14 protein-coding genes and 1 pseudogene are annotated in these 16,785 nt (G+C 71.5%); 5 read left to right on the forward strand and 10 right to left on the reverse strand.

Annotated features, from left to right (window positions below; translation table 11 throughout):
- Window positions 1-3 precede the first annotated feature (3 nt).
- Entirely contained in the window at window positions 4-1,128 is a 1,125-nt protein-coding gene (locus FB563_RS33170; protein ID WP_055703948.1) for a CapA family protein, read from the reverse strand.
- Between the two features lie 255 nt (window positions 1,129-1,383).
- Here FB563_RS33170 and FB563_RS33175 point away from each other — a divergent pair, with 255 nt between their 5' ends.
- From FB563_RS33175 to FB563_RS33185, 3 genes and pseudogenes are all read left to right on the forward strand, one after another.
- The gene (locus FB563_RS33175; RefSeq protein WP_055703947.1) at window positions 1,384-2,430 is read left to right on the forward strand and encodes a sphingomyelin phosphodiesterase; all 1,047 of its coding nucleotides are present in this window, start codon (window positions 1,384-1,386) and stop codon (window positions 2,428-2,430) included.
- Between the two features lie 157 nt (window positions 2,431-2,587).
- Window positions 2,588-3,070, forward strand: a pseudogene (locus tag FB563_RS33180) (SAM-dependent methyltransferase); the annotation flags it as partial.
- Between the two features lie 90 nt (window positions 3,071-3,160).
- Entirely contained in the window at window positions 3,161-3,742 is a 582-nt protein-coding gene (locus FB563_RS33185; RefSeq protein ID WP_055703946.1) for a GNAT family N-acetyltransferase, read from the forward strand.
- Between the two features lie 52 nt (window positions 3,743-3,794).
- Here the strand turns inward: FB563_RS33185 and FB563_RS33190 are convergent, their stop codons facing one another.
- The 4 genes from FB563_RS33190 to FB563_RS33205 form a co-directional block, all read right to left on the reverse strand.
- On the reverse strand, window positions 3,795-4,658 hold the full coding sequence (locus FB563_RS33190) for an LLM class flavin-dependent oxidoreductase (protein WP_055703945.1): 864 nt from the start codon (window positions 4,656-4,658) through the stop codon (window positions 3,795-3,797).
- 125 nt (window positions 4,659-4,783) lie between these two features.
- A complete protein-coding gene (locus tag FB563_RS33195; protein ID WP_055703944.1) occupies window positions 4,784-5,059 on the reverse strand; it encodes a hypothetical protein in 276 nt (91 codons plus the stop codon).
- Between the two features lie 46 nt (window positions 5,060-5,105).
- Window positions 5,106-5,600 carry a CBS domain-containing protein gene (locus FB563_RS33200; protein ID WP_055703943.1) on the reverse strand — a complete coding sequence of 165 codons (495 nt, stop codon included), beginning with the start codon at window positions 5,598-5,600 and terminating at the stop codon, window positions 5,106-5,108.
- A gap of 205 nt (window positions 5,601-5,805) precedes the next feature.
- Entirely contained in the window at window positions 5,806-6,435 is a 630-nt protein-coding gene (locus tag FB563_RS33205) for an MBL fold metallo-hydrolase (RefSeq protein WP_055703942.1), read from the reverse strand.
- Window positions 6,436-6,648: 213 nt separating this feature from the next.
- On the opposite strand from FB563_RS33205, the gene FB563_RS33210 reads away from it, so the two are divergent.
- Window positions 6,649-7,569, forward strand: coding sequence for a pyridoxamine 5'-phosphate oxidase family protein (locus FB563_RS33210; protein ID WP_055703941.1), 921 nt, complete (start codon window positions 6,649-6,651; stop codon window positions 7,567-7,569).
- Window positions 7,570-7,617: 48 nt separating this feature from the next.
- Here FB563_RS33210 and FB563_RS33215 read toward each other — a convergent pair whose 3' ends face one another.
- Window positions 7,618-9,015, reverse strand: a complete 1,398-nt coding sequence (locus FB563_RS33215; protein WP_055703940.1) for an FAD-binding oxidoreductase — start codon at window positions 9,013-9,015, stop codon at window positions 7,618-7,620.
- 349 nt (window positions 9,016-9,364) lie between these two features.
- Between FB563_RS33215 and FB563_RS33220 the strand changes: the two genes are divergently transcribed.
- Window positions 9,365-10,258 (forward strand): metallophosphoesterase family protein, encoded by an 894-nt coding sequence (locus tag FB563_RS33220; protein ID WP_055703939.1) that lies wholly within the window; start codon window positions 9,365-9,367, stop codon window positions 10,256-10,258.
- A gap of 57 nt (window positions 10,259-10,315) precedes the next feature.
- On the opposite strand, the gene FB563_RS33225 is transcribed toward FB563_RS33220, so the two are convergent.
- The 4 genes from FB563_RS33225 to FB563_RS33240 all read right to left on the reverse strand — a co-directional run bounded on the left by FB563_RS33225 (window position 10,316) and on the right by FB563_RS33240 (window position 16,597).
- Window positions 10,316-13,066, reverse strand: coding sequence for an alkaline phosphatase family protein (locus FB563_RS33225; RefSeq protein WP_055703938.1), 2,751 nt, complete (start codon window positions 13,064-13,066; stop codon window positions 10,316-10,318).
- A 4-nt stretch (window positions 13,067-13,070) separates the two neighbouring features.
- Complete coding sequence (locus FB563_RS33230) at window positions 13,071-14,441, reverse strand: ABC transporter permease (protein ID WP_055703937.1); 1,371 nt, start codon at window positions 14,439-14,441, stop codon at window positions 13,071-13,073.
- Window positions 14,438-15,424 carry an ABC transporter ATP-binding protein gene (locus tag FB563_RS33235; RefSeq protein ID WP_055703936.1) on the reverse strand — a complete coding sequence of 329 codons (987 nt, stop codon included), beginning with the start codon at window positions 15,422-15,424 and terminating at the stop codon, window positions 14,438-14,440. Before FB563_RS33235 ends, FB563_RS33230 begins: the two co-directional genes overlap by 4 nt.
- Before the next feature lie 192 nt (window positions 15,425-15,616).
- Entirely contained in the window at window positions 15,617-16,597 is a 981-nt protein-coding gene (locus tag FB563_RS33240; RefSeq protein ID WP_055703935.1) for an asparaginase, read from the reverse strand.
- Window positions 16,598-16,785: the final 188 nt, after the last annotated feature.

Genomic DNA, 16,785 nt, shown 5'->3' on the forward strand with positions numbered 1-16,785 from the left:
CCATCACGGGCCCGCGACCGCGAACCCCGCCACGGCACCGAGCGCGCCGTCGGCCTCGGCGCCGATGTGCACGCCGTGGCTGATCCGGTCGAGGGTCGCGCACAGCCATGCGCGGTCCTGGTCCTCAGCGGGCTCCAGCCGCATCCGCCGCGCCTGCCAGGGAAACATCCGCATGCCGGTCGGGCGCCCGGTGTCCGCCTCCACGGACACGAGATAGCCCAGCCGGAGGTCGTCGCGGTACTCCTCGTAGCCCGAGATGCCCTCGTAGTCGTCGATGAAGTCGCCGCAGCCGTAGAGGATCAGCCGGCCCCGGTACACCTCGACGGGCCGGGCGTGGTGGGAGGAGTGCCCGTGGACGATGTCCACGCCCCCGTCGACCAGGGCGTGCGCGAAGCGCGTCTGCTCACGGGGGACGAGATAGCCCCAGTTGGAGCCCCAGTGCACCGACAGGACCACGATGTCGCCGGGCCGCCTCGCCCGCCGCACCCGCTGGACGGCCGCCTCGGCTGCCGCCGCCGACAGCTCGTGGACGTAGGCGACGCCGGAGCCGTCCGCGGTCGCGGCCCAGTCCGGCGGGATGCCGCTGGACAGTGCGCCGAGGGCGAAGACCAGGATCCGGCGGCCCGGTCCGACAGGCACTGCCGCGGGCGCGTAGGCCTCGTCGGCGGTGCGCCCCGCGCCCACGGCCCGCAGGCCCGCACCGGCGAGCGAGTCCAGCGTTTCCTCCAGCCCCGGCCGGCCGAAGTCCAGCACATGGTTGTTGGACAGGACACACACATCGGGCCGGGCCACCGTCAGGGCGGCGAGGTTGGCCGGGTGCATCCGGTAGTGGACCGCCTTGCCGGGCACGAACGCGTCGCTGCACGTGACAGCCGTCTCCAGATTCACGATCCGGGCATCCGGCGCTGTCTCCTCCAGCAACCGCAGCGCCTCGCCCCACGGCCAGGGGGGATCGACGGGTGCGGGGATCGGACCGCCGACCGCCTCGGCCAGCTCCACATACGTCCGGGCATCCGTGACGTAACCCTCGCGGAGCACCGGGCTTCCGGGGTGCGGGAGGATCTGGTCGACGCCGCGCCCGAGCATCACGTCACCGCACAGAAACAGCGTCACCACGCCGCCGCCCATACACCCACCCTAAGCGGCGCCCTCCCGGCACGGTCCAGCCCAGGTGTCCAGTGAACACGCGCGGCTCCCGCGTACGGCGCCGACCGGTCGGATCACCTCACCACGGGCCGAACTTGTCCAGACACCTTTTCTCCATGAGGCGATAGGACGAAGTTCCCCCGGCGGTACCGGAAAGCGCCCTAGAGTCGCACTGTCATGTACGCGACCGGACAACCGGTCGCGGTCCGGGAACTCCCCACTTCACCAGGAGAGCGCATGGTCTCGCGTCGTACGGCTACCGCCCTCACCTCCGCGGCGGCGGCTCTGCTGCTCGGCTTCAGCGGCTACGCGGCCCCCGCCGCGAGCGCGGGCACCGGCGCCGGCGCCGGCACCGGCCTTTCGGTGTTCGCCTGGAACGTCGACCTCGGCACCGCGATCGTCGACAGCACCCAGACCGAGAAGGCCGCGCAACGCACCCCGGCCATCGAGTCGATCATCCGCAAACACGGCGCGGACGTGGTGGTGCTGGACGAGGACTTCAACAACAGCTCAACCGCCGACATCACGGCCAAGCTCGCCGACCTCTACCCCTACCACACCCCCGTCGTCGGCCAGACCTGCTCCGGCGGCGGCTGGACGGGCATCAGCGGTGACTGCTCCAACTCGTGGTTCGTCATCAACGGCGGCACCATGATCCTCTCCAAGTACCCGATCACCGCCCAGTACGCCCACGTCTTCAGCAACTCCACCTACGGCACCTGGGACTACCACGCCAACAAGGGCGCGGCGCTGGTGCGGATCCAGAAGGACGGGGTGGGGAGCTGGGTGGTCGGCACCCATCTGCAGGCCGACGAGTCCGGCACGGCGACGGACACCACGCAGTCCACCCGGCTCGCCCAGCTCGGCGAGATCCGCGGCTGGGTGGACGGGATCGTCGGCTCGAGCGCTCCGGTGCTGATCGGCGGAGACCTGAACGTGGAGTACTACGGCGGCCGGTCGCGCGGTGACTACGCGGCCGCCCAGAGCGCGGTGAACGGTGTGCTGGGCACCCCGGCCACCGACTCCGGCCAGGCCTTGAGGACCATGGACTGCCCGGTCTCCGCCTGGTGCCAGTACATGTCCGGCATCGAGTCCTTCCCGAAGGACTACCGGGACGACCTCGACTACCTCGGCTACCTCAACGCGCCGGGCCGCCCGGCGCCGGCCGCGATGTCCACCGTGGGGGTGGACTTCGACCCCCAGGCCGGCTGGGCCCCGGGCCAGATCGACACCAACGCTCCCAGCGACCACTACCCGGTCGAGGCGACCTTCCAGCTGGGCTGACGCCGCGCAAGTCCGACGGCCGGACGGCGCAGCACCCCCGGGGCGCGACGCCTCGGGGGTCTCGATCCCTAACTCCCGGGCGGAGGACGGCCGTTGGGACGTAGGTTGGGCGGCGAGTGATCCATGCCAGGACCCACCACGCCTTCACCGAAAGACGGACAACCACCCCGTCGACGAGGAGGCCGGCGACGCGTACACCGCGGTCTTCCCCGGCATCGTCACCATCGCCCGCAGCAGTCGTGCCTTCCTGCGCCGCAGTATCACCCATCTGGTCCGTGAGGCGGGCATCCGGCAGTTCCTGGACGTCGGCACCGGCCTGCCGACCGCGGAGAACACCCATGAGGTCGCCCAACGGCTCGCGCCCGAGGCGCGGATCGTCTACGTCGACAACGATCCGATGGTCCTGGCGCACGCCCGCGCCCTGCTCTACTCCTCCCCCGAGGGCGCGACCGCCTACATCGATGCCGACGTGACCGCCCCGGACCGGATCCGCGAGGCCGCCGCCGAGACACTGGACCTCGGCCGCCCCGTCGCGCTGATCCTCAGCAACATCCTGGGGCATGTCGCCGACTACGACCAGGCCCGCGCGATCGCCGGCCGCCTGATGGACGCCCTGCCGCCGGGCAGTCACCTGTCCCTGGCCGCGACGGACCGGCGTCGGACCGGCCTCGGAGCTTCAGCGGGGCGAAATGCCGTGGACGTTGCACGCTTCGCGTGATCGCATGGCGTGATGACGTCATTCTGGACCGGGAAGCGGATACGCCTGCGCGGTGTCGAGCCCGACGACTGGACCGCCTTCATGCGGTTCACGGAGGACGAGGAGCGGCTGGGGGATCTGCTGAACCCCCCGCGCTCCGCCGAGGGTTTCCGGGCGTGGGCCAAGGAACAGGCCACCGCAACGCCCGAAGGCGACCGTTTCCAACTGGCCGTCGAGGCCTCCGACACGGGGCAACTGGTCGGCGCCGTCGGCTCGTACCACACCGACCCGCGAGCGGGCTGGTTCGAGTACGGCATCACGATCGGCGCCGGTCACCGGCGCAAGGGCTACGCCGCCGAGGCCGCGGTGCTGCTCCTGCGCTTCATGTTCGCCGAGCGGCGCTATCACAGGTGCGAGGCAAGGATCTTCGCGCACAACGAGGCGTCGCTCGCCCTGCACCGGCGGCTGGGTTTCGTCGAGGAGGGCCGGCTGCGCGATCGCGTGTTCCTCGGCGGCCGCCACCGTGATCTCGTCGTGATGGGCATCCTCGCCGAGGAGTTCGCCCACCTGCACGCCCTGGGCGACGCGGACTCGTCTGAGACGGCGTGGACATGAGCAGTGGAATGTACGGGTGAACGGCAGGGCGGGATGAGGCGACCGCAGCCGGTCACAGCAGTGGTGGGCCCGCCTCGGTGCGGCGGAGCACCGGGGCCAGACGGTCCAGGTCGGGGCCGGTCTGGATCTGCCGCTCGTCCCACCAGGTGGCTCCCGCGTCGTACAGCGGACCGATCACGTCCCTGGCCTTGGCCGGGTCCGGGGGCGTGGCACCGCCGAGCACGAACTCGAAGGGGCGCCCGGCTCCGGCCGTACGCTGCCCGCGGACATAGGTGACCAGCTCCCGTACCTCGGCCGCATCCGGCACATGGCCGTGCCGGGCCGTCTCGAAGAGCGGCACAGCGCCGTCCCATCGCGCCGCTCGGCGCATGGGCGGGCGGCGCGGCCAGAAACCGCCGATCCACACCGGCGGACCGGGCCGCTGCACGGTGGCGGGCACCAGCGTCACGTCCCGCGCCTCGTAGTGCCGGCCGTGGTGGTTCACCGGCTCGCCGGACCAGAACCGCCGCAACAGCTCCAGCCCCTCGTCCAGCCGCTCGGCGAGGAGGCGCGGGTCGGTGGCGTCGCCGAAGCTGCCGTACTCGTCCTCGACCGGGCCTCCCAGGCCCGCGGCGAAGACGACACGGCCGCCACTGAGGTGGTCCAACGTGGCCACTTGGCGAGCGAGTTGCTGCGGACGGTAGCGCGGGACCGGTGTCAGCAGGGTGCCGAGCCGGATCCGGGAGGTGGCCAGCGCGGCGGCGGTCAGCAGCATCCAGGGGTCACCGAACGGACGGCCCTGGTGGTGCCGGTGCAGCACATGATCCCAGACGAACAGCCCGTCCCAGCCCGCCGCTTCGGCGGCGGCCGCGACGGTCGCGACGTTGCGGGGATCGGCGAAGTCGCCGAAGTTGGGGATGTTGACGGAGAACCGCATCCCCACAGGATGGGCGCGCCGGTGGCGCTGGGCAACGGGATTTGCGCCCGGGCGACTTGGAGGCCGTGCGCCGACGCGGCGTACGGGCACGGCATCGGCACGCGCCGCACGTCGTGCGCGGTTCCTCAGAGTCGGGGAACGGTGGAACCGCCGCCCGCCTTGACCGCTTCCACGGCAGCCTGGTGCAGTTGCCGGCTGAGCACCTCGGAACGGCAGGGAACCGGGCTCCCGGTGAGGGTGAACCATTCGGAGGTGCCCGTGTACTGGACCGACACGTCGGCCTCGCTCCCGTCCCAGGTGGTGTGGACGGTGAGGTCGCCCACGACGACCCCCGCCTCCTCGGTGCGCGCGCCGCCCCGGCCGGTGAAGACCCCGGGGGTGGTCCATGATGCCCAGACCATGACGTCAGCCTTCCTTCATGAGTGAGCGGCTCCGTGCGCGGAACCGCTACGGAATGACGATTCCGCGTGGCTGTGCCGCGCGGCGGGGCGGCAGCCCGTCCAGGGTGGCCCGTGCGGGACTCCGGCCGGCGGACTCGGCGCGGGTGTGCAGGCCCGCGGCGGCGGCCACGTAGTCCCGGGCCGTGAGCAGTCCGAGCAGCCGCCCGTGTGGATCCGTGACCGGCAGGGCGTCGAGATCTTCCTCGGTCATCACGGCTGCCGCGCGCAGCACCGATTCCTCGGGGTGGACCGTGACGGTGCGGCGGGCGTGCACGAGCTCGCGCACCTTGCTGCGGGACAGCGTCGCGGCCGCGCCGGCGCAGGCCACCGCCAGCTCGGCGCGGTCCAGGACTCCGGCGCAGCAGCCGTCCGCGCGGACCACGGGGAGCTGACGCTGTTCCGACCTCTCCATGACCTCCCAGGCCATCAGCACGCTCTCGTCCTCACCGACCGAATACGGGGCGGCGTCCATCAGACTCCGCACCGCGAGTTGCTCGTTCACGGTCGCCTCCTCGTACCGCGCGACCGGCTCGGTCGCCCCTCTCGGGCAGCACCGGTGCGCGCCCCGTGCCCCTCCACGCTCACCCGGACGAGCGGCCCCTGTCATGGGGCCGGACGGCCCCTCGGCGGACCATTGGCCCCCACCGCGGGCACCGGGTACGGGGCCACCCGGCCCACCCTCCGCGGGTCCGTGCGCTCGACCACCGTCAGCGTGGCCAGTGGCGTGCGGGAAGGACGTAGGTACGGCCCTCGCGGCCCCACTCCCCGTACGCGGGGGCCAGACCGGCGTCCATCGCCCGGAGGCACGGACGGCCGATGTGCGCGTACACGAGCCGTCCGACCCGGTTCCTGACCGCCTCTGCGCCGACCTCCCGTACGGGGGCGTGGCCGCCCACTCCGCCGCGGAAGCGGATGGGACGGTCCCAGCAGGAGGCCTCGGCGAACATGAGGTCCGCCTCCGCCGCCCAGGCCGGGAAGGCCCGGAACTCCGGTGCCCACACCACCGCGCCCGGCTCTGCCTCGATGCGGTAACCGCAGGTGGGATGGGAGGTGTGCACGACCGGCAGCGCGCGGATGCGCAGCTCGCCCAGGTCCACATCCGTCATCCGTGGTACCAGCCCGCGCTCGGCGGCGAGACGCCGCAGGGCGGAACGCAGCTCGGCGTGCTCGTCGGTGACGAGCCAGGCGTCCAGCCGGCCCTCGGGCGGCTCCGCACCGGGCCCGCCGTCGAACGCGACGCGGTGGCGGCCGCAGGCGACCAGCAGGCCGGCCGGGGCGAACCGCGGGGACGCCATGGCGCCCACGCCCAGCAGCGTCAGCCGGAGCCGACGCGTCATACCCGTCACCTCCCCTCGCCTTCCGTCGCCTCCCGGGAACGTGACCCGTTCATCGTCTCGGCCGTGACCATGGGCTTCTGCCGTGACCATGGGCTTCGGCCCTGTGGCAGAAGGCCCGCCGACGGTCGATGGTGGAACGGAGAGGGGAAGGCGGGCTGCCGCGGCGCGCGGCAGGTCGGATACAGCACCACTCTGCGGAGAGGGGCGGCGAACATGCGAGCTCACCTCGGCGACCGGCTCGTCGTGGAAAGTCCGGCGACCGGTGCCACCAGGCGCGACGGCGAGATCGTGGGACTCCACCATGAGGACGGCACACCTCCCTACGACGTGCGCTGGTCGGACACGGAGCAAGTGACCCTCGTGTTCCCCGGGCCCGACGCACATGTGCGCCCTCTGCACCACGATCAGGCCGCGGCAGCGCACGACCCACGACAGAACACGGGTGAAGTGACCATCGTGTCCCCCGCTGCCCCACCGCAGGGGCCGGCCAACCCCGGTGACATCGGCCGGCGCGTGGCCCTCCAGCGCAGGAGGCAGGGCCTCAGCCGCGAGGAGACGGCCGGCCGTGCCCGGATGTCGCCCGACTACCTGGCGTACCTCGAGGAACGCCCGGCCGACCCGACGCTGGCGACGCTCGTCAGGCTGGCCGACGCACTGGGCACCACGGTCGCCGCCCTGCGCGGCGGAGGCATCGATCTCCCACCCGGTCAGGGCTACGCGCTGCGCCATCCCGACCTGCGCGACCTCACCCCGGAGGAATGCCGCACACTGCTGTCCACGCACGGCGTGGGCCGTGTCTCGGTGTCGACGTCCGACGGCCGCCCGGCGGTGATCCCGGTCAACTACGACGTCGTCGGCGACGTCATCGTCTTCCGGACCGCGCCCGATTCCGTGGCCGCAGCGGCCGCCGAACGGGAGGTCGCCTTCGAGGTCGATCACCTGGACGAGGCGTTGAGTCAGGGCTGGAGCGTTCTCGCCGTCGGCCCGGCGAGCGTCGTGACGGACCCGGACACCGTACGCACGCTCGCCCGGCACGCCCACACCACGCCGTGGGCGGGTGGTGAGCGCGAGATGTGGGTGTCGATCCGGCCCACGAGCCTCACGGGCCGCCGGATCACTCCTGCCGAGCGGTAGACGCCGCCGGCCCCGGCCGAGCCCTGCCGGCGACCGGTGACGCGCCCGTCAGTCCGGGGCCGGTGAGATGTTCTGGTTGGCGTGGAAGAGGTTGTCCGGGTCGTAGGCGCGCTTCACCGACGCCAGGCGGTCGTAGTGGCCGCGATAGGTGGCGCGAACCCGGTCCGGGCTCTCCCCGTGGCCGAGGAAGTTCACGTACGAACCGCCCATGGAGTGCGGGTGCAGGTCGCTCCAGTAGTCGACGCACCACTGGCGGATCGCCTCGGCGTTGGCGGGATCCGGGTCGATGCCGGCGATCACGCCCGACCAGAGGGCGTCGCGGTAGGCCCACGCGGTGCCGTCGGCGTCGATCTGGTGGGCCGCCCCGTCCACCGGGTACAGGTGCATGGTCGACAGGCCGGTCGGGATGTTCTGCCCGTACTTGTGGTGCACGTCGATCGCCGCGTCGGAGACGGCCTCGAAGAAGTCGCCGCGCCAGTACCACTGCAGTCCCGGGTGGAGCAGTTCGTCGAACATGGTCTGGAGGGCGGGGTAGGGCAGTGGGGCGGCGAAGTGGAAGGCCGGCCGCGCCGGCTCGTTCACCACGGCGAACACCTCCGCCAGGCGTTCGTCGGAGAGGTCCCCCGTGTAGCACCACACGACCCCGCACATCTTCTGGCCGTGGACCGGCTCGGGGAAGGGCGGGCCGGGCGGTACGACGAGCAGGGCGAAGAACCCGCTCAGCTCGTCCGGCGCGGCAGGCAGGAACTCCCGGTACCAGCGCAGCACTTCGGGGGTACGGTCGAGGGGCCAGAGCGTCAGGCCGACCCCGACGGTGCCGGCCGGGTGCAGCCGGAAGGTGAACGACGTCACCACGCCGAAGTTGCCGCCCCCGCCCCGCAGCGCCCAGAACAGCTCCGGGTGATTCGACGGCGACGCGGTGACATAGCTGCCGTCGGCGAGGACGACGTCGGCCGACAGCAGGCTGTCGATGGTCAGGCCGTGTCTGCGGGTGAGGTGGCCGTGGCCGCCGCCCAGGGTGAGACCGCCGACGCCGGTGGTCGACACGATCCCGGACGGTACGGCGCGCCCGAAGGCGTGTGTGGCGTGGTCGAGGTCTCCGATCAGGGTGCCGCCGCCCACCTGGACGGTGTCCGTCTCCGGATCTGCCCTGACCCAGCGCATCGGTGCCAGGTCGAGCACGAGTCCTTCGTCGACCAGACACAGACCCGGGCCGCTGTGGCCGCCGCCGCGCACCGCCAGCTGGACGCCGGTGTCCCGGGCGAAGGAGATCACCGCCTGCACGTCCGCCACGTCGGCGCACTGGGCGAAGGCGGCCGGCCGGCGGTCGATCATGGCGTTGTGGATGCTGCGAGCCGCGTCGTAGCCGGGGTCCTGCGGTGTGATCACGGATCCCCGCAGGGCCTCGCGCAGACCGCCGACAGCCGTTTCGTCGATGGTGTTCATGGCCGAGCCTTCTCCGAGGTACGCATTCTGTTTCCTGCCGGGCGGGATCCGGTGGCGCCTGCCGCTGCCGGGAAACCGACAGGTTTCCCCCTTGTCAGGCTATGCCCTGATGAGATCTCCGCACCTTGCGAACCGGGCACGATGGAGTGGTCACCGCTGAGCACCTGGTGCAGCAGAATCCTGGCGTTCACCAGGTCGACGCCGAGTTCCGCCCGCAGCACCCTCATGATCACGGCACTGCTCGCCGACGGCCCGATCACCCGCAGGGTCGCCGGCCCTGCTCGGCGAGCAGCTGATCCCGCCGCTCGACCGTCGATCAATTCCCTTAAATCCGGGCTAAGTTGATCGCATGAGGATCCTTCACCTGTCCGACACTCACCTCGACCGGGCCGGCGGCCCGGACGCCGACGGTGCCGACGGCACCGCGGCACTGCGCCGCATGCTGGCGGAGCTGGAGCATCTGCGGGACCTGGACGCCGTCGTGGTCACCGGGGACGTAGCGGACGACGGTTCCCGCGAGGCGTACGTACGGACTCGCGACCTCCTGGGCGGCTACGCGCGCGACCGTGGCGCACGCGTCTTCTACACGACGGGCAACCACGACGAGCGGGGTGCCTTCGCCAGTGTGCTCGGCAGCGGTCACGAGGACCCGGACGCCGTGTGCGAAGGGCCCGAAGGCGAGCGGGCCGCCGCGACCACGCTCGGCGGATGGCGGCTGGTCACCCTGGACACGCTGGTGCCGGGGAAGGGTTACGGCCGGCTCAGCCGGGCTCAACTGCACTGGCTGCGCGACATCTTGGCCACTCCGGCCGCAGACGGCACGGTCCTGGCCTTCCACCACCCGCCCATCGCCCTGGACGTCGAGGTGCAGCGGGCACTCGGCCTGGACAACGCCCAGGAGCTTGCGGACACGATCCGCGGAACCGACGTGGGTCTGGTCCTCTGCGGCCACTTCCACCTCCAGCTGCTCGGCCGGCTGGAGCAGGCAACCGTCTGGGTCACGCCCGGTGTCGTGAGCCGTGTCGACCTGACCGCCCGCCCCGGCACGGAGCGCGCCGTACACGGCCCCTCCGCGTCTCTCGTCCAGCTCGGCACCCCGCACGGCCCCCTGATCCACACCCTGCACGCACGCGACCCGCGCCTGGGCGAGACCGTCTACGAAGCGGACGCGGAGGAGATGCGCGAGGTCATCGAGCGGCTCGGGCCGGGCCGTGAGTCGGTGAAGGCCGTACGGATGCCCTGACCCGGACGCCGAGGACCCCTGGCGGCCGGCCAGGGGTCCTCGACGGGTCGATCCGTGTCAGCCGTCGGACTCCGACGACGGGATGTAGGCACCGGGTACGTCGTTCGGCGCGTAGATCTTCTTCTCACCGGGGTACGGCTGCTGCCAGTTGTGCGTCTGGTACCACGTGAGGTGGTTCATCTGCGCGGGGTTGGCGTAGTCGGGCACGGCGTTCGGCCCGGTCAGCCGCTGCTTCGACTTCCAGGCCTCCCACTCGGCCACGAGCGACTTCTTGTCCGCCGGGACCTTCGTGGCGGGGACGAGCGCCGCCTTGGGGTCCTGCTTCGCCGGGGTGTCCACGCCACAGGACGGCGGGGTGCTCAGACCGTCGGTCAGCGGGGTCCGGTTGGGCAGCGCCGTGAACGGTGTGTAGTCCGGGTGGCTGGTGAAGGCGCCGCGCATCGGGGTGGCCGCGGTGTCCTTCTGGTTCATCGGACGGATCCCGAGGATCTGCTCGATGGTGCGGATCATGGTGATCTGCGAGTAGTAGCGGCTGTCGACCGTGTCGTGCTGGGCCCAGGGGCTGATGATCTGGATCGGGGCACGGTGGCCGTCGACGTGGTCGAGGCCGGCCTGGGAGTCGTCCTCGACGACGAAGATCGCCGAGTCCTTCCAGTACTTGCTGTGCGAGATCTCGTCGACGATCCTGCCGGTCGCGAGGTCGTTGTCGGCGACCTGGGCGGCGGGGCTCGCCGGACCGCCGGTGTGGTCGCTGGAGAGCCAGAACATGTTGAGGTTCGCCGGACCGTTCTTCTCGAAGTCCTGCTTCCAGATCTGCTCCCGGTACACGTCCGGGACACTGGTGTCGAACTTCGGGAAGCCGGGCACGGACACGCTGTTGAGCGACGGGATCGGCGAGGAAGAGTTCAGCGGGTAGGCGGTGCCCTGTCCGGTCGCCGCCATGTTCTTGGCGTCGCAGTACAGGTTCTGCCAGCTCGCACCGGACGGCTTGGTCAGGAACTGCTGGAACTCGCCGAAGTCCCGGACGGACTTGCCCGCCGCCTGGGCGCCGGTCCACAGGAAGCCGGTCTTCTGGTGGCCGAGCGCGTCGTCCTCGGTGTCGTAGCTGCGCTGGTACTCACCGGCCGAGGACTCGGTGTACTCGGGGTTGTCGGCCTGCATCAGCCAGTTGTGGCCCTCGGCCGAGTTCGTGCCGATGTCATAGGTGTTGTCGTAGAGGCCGAACTGCTCGGCCAGTGCGTGCTGGTTGGGCGTCACGTTCTCACCGAACTGCGTCAGCGACGGGTCGCCGTTGCCCTTCGGGATGTCACCGTAGACCTGGTCGTAGGTCCGGTTCTCCTTGACGATCAGGAAGACGTGCTTGATCGTCGAGGGGTCGCCGAGCCGCGCGGGGACCGCCACCGGCTTGGCCTTGCTGTACTTGTCGGCCGGCTGGGCCGCGCCCCTCGTCCAGCCGTTCTGCTGGAAGACCTTGCGGGTCTCGGACCGGATGACACGGTCGCTGGGCAGCGCGAACTGCGTCAGGCTGGAGGTCGTGTCGTGGGTGCCGTGGCCGGCGCTGTCGGGGCGGCGGGCGTCGATGCCGCGGGTGTTGGTGACGACCACGGTCTTGCCGACCGTGGCGATCTCGGAGGGGAAGTAGTCCGTCGGGAGCAGGCCGACGTAGGAGACCGGCTCCTGCGGGGAGGTGTAGCGGTAGACGGCGACCGCGTTGGCGCGGCCGAGCGTCACCAGCAGATGACCGTCGTCGGTGAGCGTCACCGCGTTCGGCTCGTAGCCGACCGACGCCTCCGGCCACGGCTGGGTGGAGATGGTCTGTACGACCTTGTCCTTCTTGGTGTCGATGACCGACACGTTGTTGTCGGCGGTGTTGGTGACGAACACCGCCCCGTTCTTGGCGTACACGGCGGTCGGGTGCAGACCGACCTCGATGGTGCCGACGGCGGCGGAGGGGTTCGCCAGGTCGATGACGCTGACCGTGCCGGTGGTGGTGGCAGCGGTCTTCGGGTCGGCCGGGACCTGGGTGCCGTAGGAGTTGATGGTGGTGTCGCCGGGCTTCGCCGGGCGGCCGCCCTCGTTGCTGACGTAGAGCTTGTCGCCGACCTGGACCATGCCGCGCGGGGCGTTGCCCACGGACCAGCTCTGCTTGACGGCGCCGGTCGCCGCGTCGAGGGCGACGACCCGGTTCTGGCCGTTGACGGCGCAGTACACGGTGGAGCCGTCGGCGGAGAACACGGCCGCGCTCGCCAGGGCGTGCTTGCTGCCGTCGGCCGGGATGGAGATGGTGGTGGGGTTGGCGAGGGTGCCGTCGGCGTTCACCGTGAACCTGGTGTAGCCGTCGGTCTGGCCCAGCCACAGCTGCTTGCCGTCGGGCGAGTAGGCCGGGCCCTCCTGGCCGACGGAGCCGCTCTTGATGCGCAGGTCGTCCGCCGCGTTGGGGCCGACCTTCTGCTTCACCTGCCCGGTCTTGAGGTCCACGACGACCAGCGCGGCATCGCCGTCGGCGACCGCGGCCGCGAGGTGGCCGCCGTCCGGGCTGACCGTCGACGACATGATCTTGCCGTCGTTGATGACCAGGCGGCTGCCGTACGGGGAGATGTACTGGTCGCTGGAGACGACCTGGCCCTTGTCGGTGACCTGGCCGACCTGGTCGGTGCCGAACTGGCGGGTCGAGGCGACGGCGGTGCCGGTGGCGAGGGCGGCCGTGGTGATGCATGCCGTGAGCAGCGCTGCCCGGCGGCCGACACGTCTGCCGAGCAGGTCGAAGTACTCCTTCTCGACTTGCCGACGGCGGCGGGTTATCTGCATGGCGTCATCCCTTCGGGGAGGTGGAGAGAAGTTCGACGTCGCCGTCGAACTGCCAGAGGGGGTTCGGTGCGTCTCCGGTCGAAGTCCGCACCAGGAAGTAGCCGTTCACTTCCTTCGGTCCGTCGCCGTCGGCCACGAACCGCCCGTCCGCGGTGATGTCGAGCTGGTAAACGGCCTGTCCGGTGGCCGCGACACCGGGCAGGTGCCAGGAGACGACACAGCGCCAGTCGTTGCCGGCGCCCTCCGCGTCGTCCGCGACGCCGCCCTTGGTGCAGGCCGCCGCCGTCTTCAGCTGCGCCTCGGTCACCTGGGGGCGGTTCAGCTGCCTGGTCTGCATGCGGTAGAGGTGGGCGAACTCCGTGGCGAGCGAGCGCTGCACCTTTTCCTGCTCGATCCCGGAACCCGTCGTCGCCCCCGGCACGGCCGCGACGGCGGCGACCGAGGCGGCCACCAGCCCGACGAGCGGCAGGAATCCGGCGGAGACCGCGCGGCGCCCCGAGCCGTCGTCGGTGGGGTTGGTGAAGTCCCGCCGCAGGAAGAGCAGACAGGCCAGCGCCGTCGCGACGACCGCCCACACCAGGCTGACAACGATGCCCACCGCCAGCGGGCCGAGCTGGGACGGGCTGGTGAACAGACCCTTCCAGGCGATGAACGCCCAGCTCGGCAGGGCGAGTCGCACGGCGACGGGGAGCGGCAGCATCTGGGCGAGCTGCATCGCGAGCGCGACGACCGCGGGGAGCAGCAGCCCCATCGGGGACCGCCCCAGCACCACGGACCCCAGCAGGCCGATCCCGGCGAGGGCCAGCGTCGGGGCGAGCACACAGGCCCAGGCGAGCAGCACCTTGCCGGCGGCGTCTCCCGGGGCCAGCAGATGGCCGTCGAGGCCGACCAGCGGATGGTTGCCGACCGCCAGGAGACCGCCGACCGTACTGGAACCGGCCAGGCCGACCACGAGCAGCAGGATCACCGTGCCGCTGGCCAGTGCCTTCGCCGCGAAGATCCGGCGGGGTGAGCGAATCGCCACGAGCAGGTGACGCCAGGTGCCGAGCCGGTCCTCGGCGGCGAAGACGTCACCGGCGACGACGGACGTCAGCAGCGGCAGTGCCCAGGTGCCCGAGAAACCGAGGATCACCAGGGGCCCGGCCCATCCTGTGGCGAGCATCCAGCGGCCGAAGAGGGTGTCGGCGGGCAGCGTGCTCTGCTGACTCACCCCCGCGACGAAGAGCGCCGGAGCGATCCAGCAGGCGAGGACCAGCAGGCGGATGCGCCATTGCGCGACGAGCTTGACCAGTTCGAAGCGGTAGGCGCGGGCCACCGAGACGCGCTCGGTGCCGACGGCGGAGGTGGTGGCGGCGACGGTTGCGGTCGCGGTCATCGGCCGGCCTCCTGCGGCTGGGCGTCGGCCACCCGCGACCGGGTGCCGGCGTGCTGTTGCTGCTCGGTGAGGGCCAGGAACGCGGCCTCGAGCGGGGACAGCACGGGGGCGAGTTCGCGCAGGGCGATGCCCGACTGCACGAGCCGGGCCACCAGTTCGTCGAGGGCCGGCACCAGCGCGCGTACGACGAGGACGTCGGCGCCGTGACGTCCTGCGGCTTCGTCGGCAAGGTGGATGCCGGGCAGGCCGGCAGCCAGCCGGCGGGCGGCCTGCGGGTCGGAGGTGAGCAGCCGGTAGTCGAGTTCACGGTTCTCGGCGGCCAGCTTGCTCAGTGGGCCGGAGAAGACGACCCGTCCGGCGGCGAGGATGGTGACGTCGGAACACAGCGCCTCGAGGTCGTCCATGCGGTGGCTGGACAGCACGACGCCGGTCCCCTCCGCGGCGAGACCGGCGAGGACTCCGTGCACGTGTTTCTTGCCGGCCGGGTCGAGGCCGTTGGACGGTTCGTCGAGCACGAGCAGCCGGGGCCTGGTGAGCAGGGCGGCCGCGAGCCCGAGCCGTTGCCGCATGCCCAGGGAGAAGCCGCGGATCCGGTCGTCGGCGACCTCGGTGAGCCCGACCTGGTCGAGTGCGCCGTCGATGCCCGCCGTGCGCGCGTCCCGGCCGCGCAGTGCGGCGAGCGCGGCGAGATTCTGCCTGGCGGTGAGCGAGGGATAGAGCCCGGGCCCGTCCACGAACCCGGCGACACCGTCGGGAGCGGCGAACGTCCTGCCCACCGGCGTACCGAGGATCTCGAGGCGGCCGCTGTCGGCCACGGCCAGGCCGAGCAGGAGCCCCAGGAGCGTCGTCTTGCCGGCGCCGTTCGGTCCGGCCAGGCCGTGGATCTGTCCCTGCGCCACATCCAGGTCGATGCCGTCGAGTGCGACGACATCACCGAAACACTTGGTGATCCCGCGAGCCCGGATCGCGAGGAGTGAGTCCATGAGCCCCTTCTTTCGAAAGCCTCAAGGACCCTAAGGAGAGGACACCACACTCACAGGAATCGCCAGTTGAACGCTCAGGGAACGGAAGACAACAGGCATGCGCCGCGCCGACAACCGGGAGAATTTCTCAACTCGCCTACTCCATAGGCTATCTGACGGAACATCATTGAGCGAGCGGGGACAGTGAGCACGTCAGAACACCGCGCGCACCTCCCCCACCTCCCGCCCTCCGCCCAGCACCGGCGTACGGCCGATGCGGTCCACGACGGGTGCGGTGACCCCCATCAGGCGCAACGCACGGGCCACCACGGGGCCGAGAGCCCGGACTCCGCCGTCCTCCACCTTGAGCGCCAGGGACCGGCCGTCGGGCAGGGCCAGGGCCTGCACGGCTTCCGCGCCCACCTTCGACAGGACGCCCGGTATCTCCCGCATGAGCCGGGTGTCGTGGCGGCGGGTGCCGGCGACGTACTCGGGGTGGGCGCGCATGGCGTCGGCGACCCGTCGTTCGGCTGTGCCGGGTACGGCGAGAACGAAGGAGCGGAAGGCGCGGGCGAGACCGGTCAGGGTGATCGCCATCAGCGGCGCCCCGCAGCCGTCCACGCCGACGGCGGCCACCGGTTCACCGGCCGCCTCCTCCACGACCGTGCGGATGACGCGCTGGAGCGGATGGTCCGGGTCCAGGTAGGACTCCAGCGGCCAGTCCCGCAGCGCGGCGGCCGCCAGCATCGCCGTGTGCTTGCCGGAGCAGTTCATGGCCACCCGGTCGCGCCGGCCGCCGGCTGCCAGGCAGGCCTCCTGCTCCTCCGGGTCCAGCGGTAGGGAGGGCGGGCACTGGAGGTGCTGCGGGGTCAGCCCGTGCTCGTCGAGCATCGTGCGCACCAGGTCGCGGTGGAACGGCTCGCCGGAGTGGCTCGCGGCGGCCAGGGCCAGCCGTTCTCCCCCGAGGCCGAGTCCGGTCCGCAGCACGCCCGCAGCCTGCATGGGCTTGTTGGCGGACCGCGGAAAGACGGGAGACGTCACATCGCCGAGCGCCCACTCCACCGTGCCGTCCGCGGCGAGCAGCACCACGCTGCCCCGGTGCCGCCCCTCGACGAATCCGGAGCGGACGACCTCGGCGAGCACCGGGGCGCTCGACGTGCTCGCGCTGGGGCCGGCGTTGACGGGCTGGGACATCGGCGGTCACCTTCCGGTCGGGGATCGGGTACGACGTGTCCGGCCGCCCGGGGACAGCCGGACAGGTCGGCCGGAGAACGGTTCGCACCGCACCGTACTCGTGCCCGGGCCGTGCGAGGCGGGCAGGACCGGAGCGGGGACCAACCCCGGAATGTTCTGGGGCAATGGCGCAGGTCACGATCTTGCCC

The organism is Streptomyces puniciscabiei, from assembly GCF_006715785.1.
Classification (GTDB): domain Bacteria; phylum Actinomycetota; class Actinomycetes; order Streptomycetales; family Streptomycetaceae; genus Streptomyces; species Streptomyces puniciscabiei.

Coding starts and splice junctions, on each gene's coding strand:
- FB563_RS33195 (WP_055703944.1), bottom strand. CDS start 5,059: ATGGTCTGGGCATCATGGACCACCCCCGGGGTCTTCACCGGCCGGGGC.
- FB563_RS33220 (WP_055703939.1), top strand. CDS start 9,365: ATGAGGATCCTTCACCTGTCCGACACTCACCTCGACCGGGCCGGCGGC.
- FB563_RS33225 (WP_055703938.1), bottom strand. CDS start 13,066: ATGCAGATAACCCGCCGCCGTCGGCAAGTCGAGAAGGAGTACTTCGAC.
- FB563_RS33230 (WP_055703937.1), bottom strand. CDS start 14,441: ATGACCGCGACCGCAACCGTCGCCGCCACCACCTCCGCCGTCGGCACC.
- FB563_RS33185 (WP_055703946.1), top strand. CDS start 3,161: ATGACGTCATTCTGGACCGGGAAGCGGATACGCCTGCGCGGTGTCGAG.
- FB563_RS33170 (WP_055703948.1), bottom strand. CDS start 1,128: ATGGGCGGCGGCGTGGTGACGCTGTTTCTGTGCGGTGACGTGATGCTC.
- FB563_RS33235 (WP_055703936.1), bottom strand. CDS start 15,424: ATGGACTCACTCCTCGCGATCCGGGCTCGCGGGATCACCAAGTGTTTC.
- FB563_RS33190 (WP_055703945.1), bottom strand. CDS start 4,658: ATGCGGTTCTCCGTCAACATCCCCAACTTCGGCGACTTCGCCGATCCC.
- FB563_RS33175 (WP_055703947.1), top strand. CDS start 1,384: ATGGTCTCGCGTCGTACGGCTACCGCCCTCACCTCCGCGGCGGCGGCT.
- FB563_RS33240 (WP_055703935.1), bottom strand. CDS start 16,597: ATGTCCCAGCCCGTCAACGCCGGCCCCAGCGCGAGCACGTCGAGCGCC.
- FB563_RS33210 (WP_055703941.1), top strand. CDS start 6,649: ATGCGAGCTCACCTCGGCGACCGGCTCGTCGTGGAAAGTCCGGCGACC.
- FB563_RS33215 (WP_055703940.1), bottom strand. CDS start 9,015: ATGAACACCATCGACGAAACGGCTGTCGGCGGTCTGCGCGAGGCCCTG.
- FB563_RS33205 (WP_055703942.1), bottom strand. CDS start 6,435: ATGACGCGTCGGCTCCGGCTGACGCTGCTGGGCGTGGGCGCCATGGCG.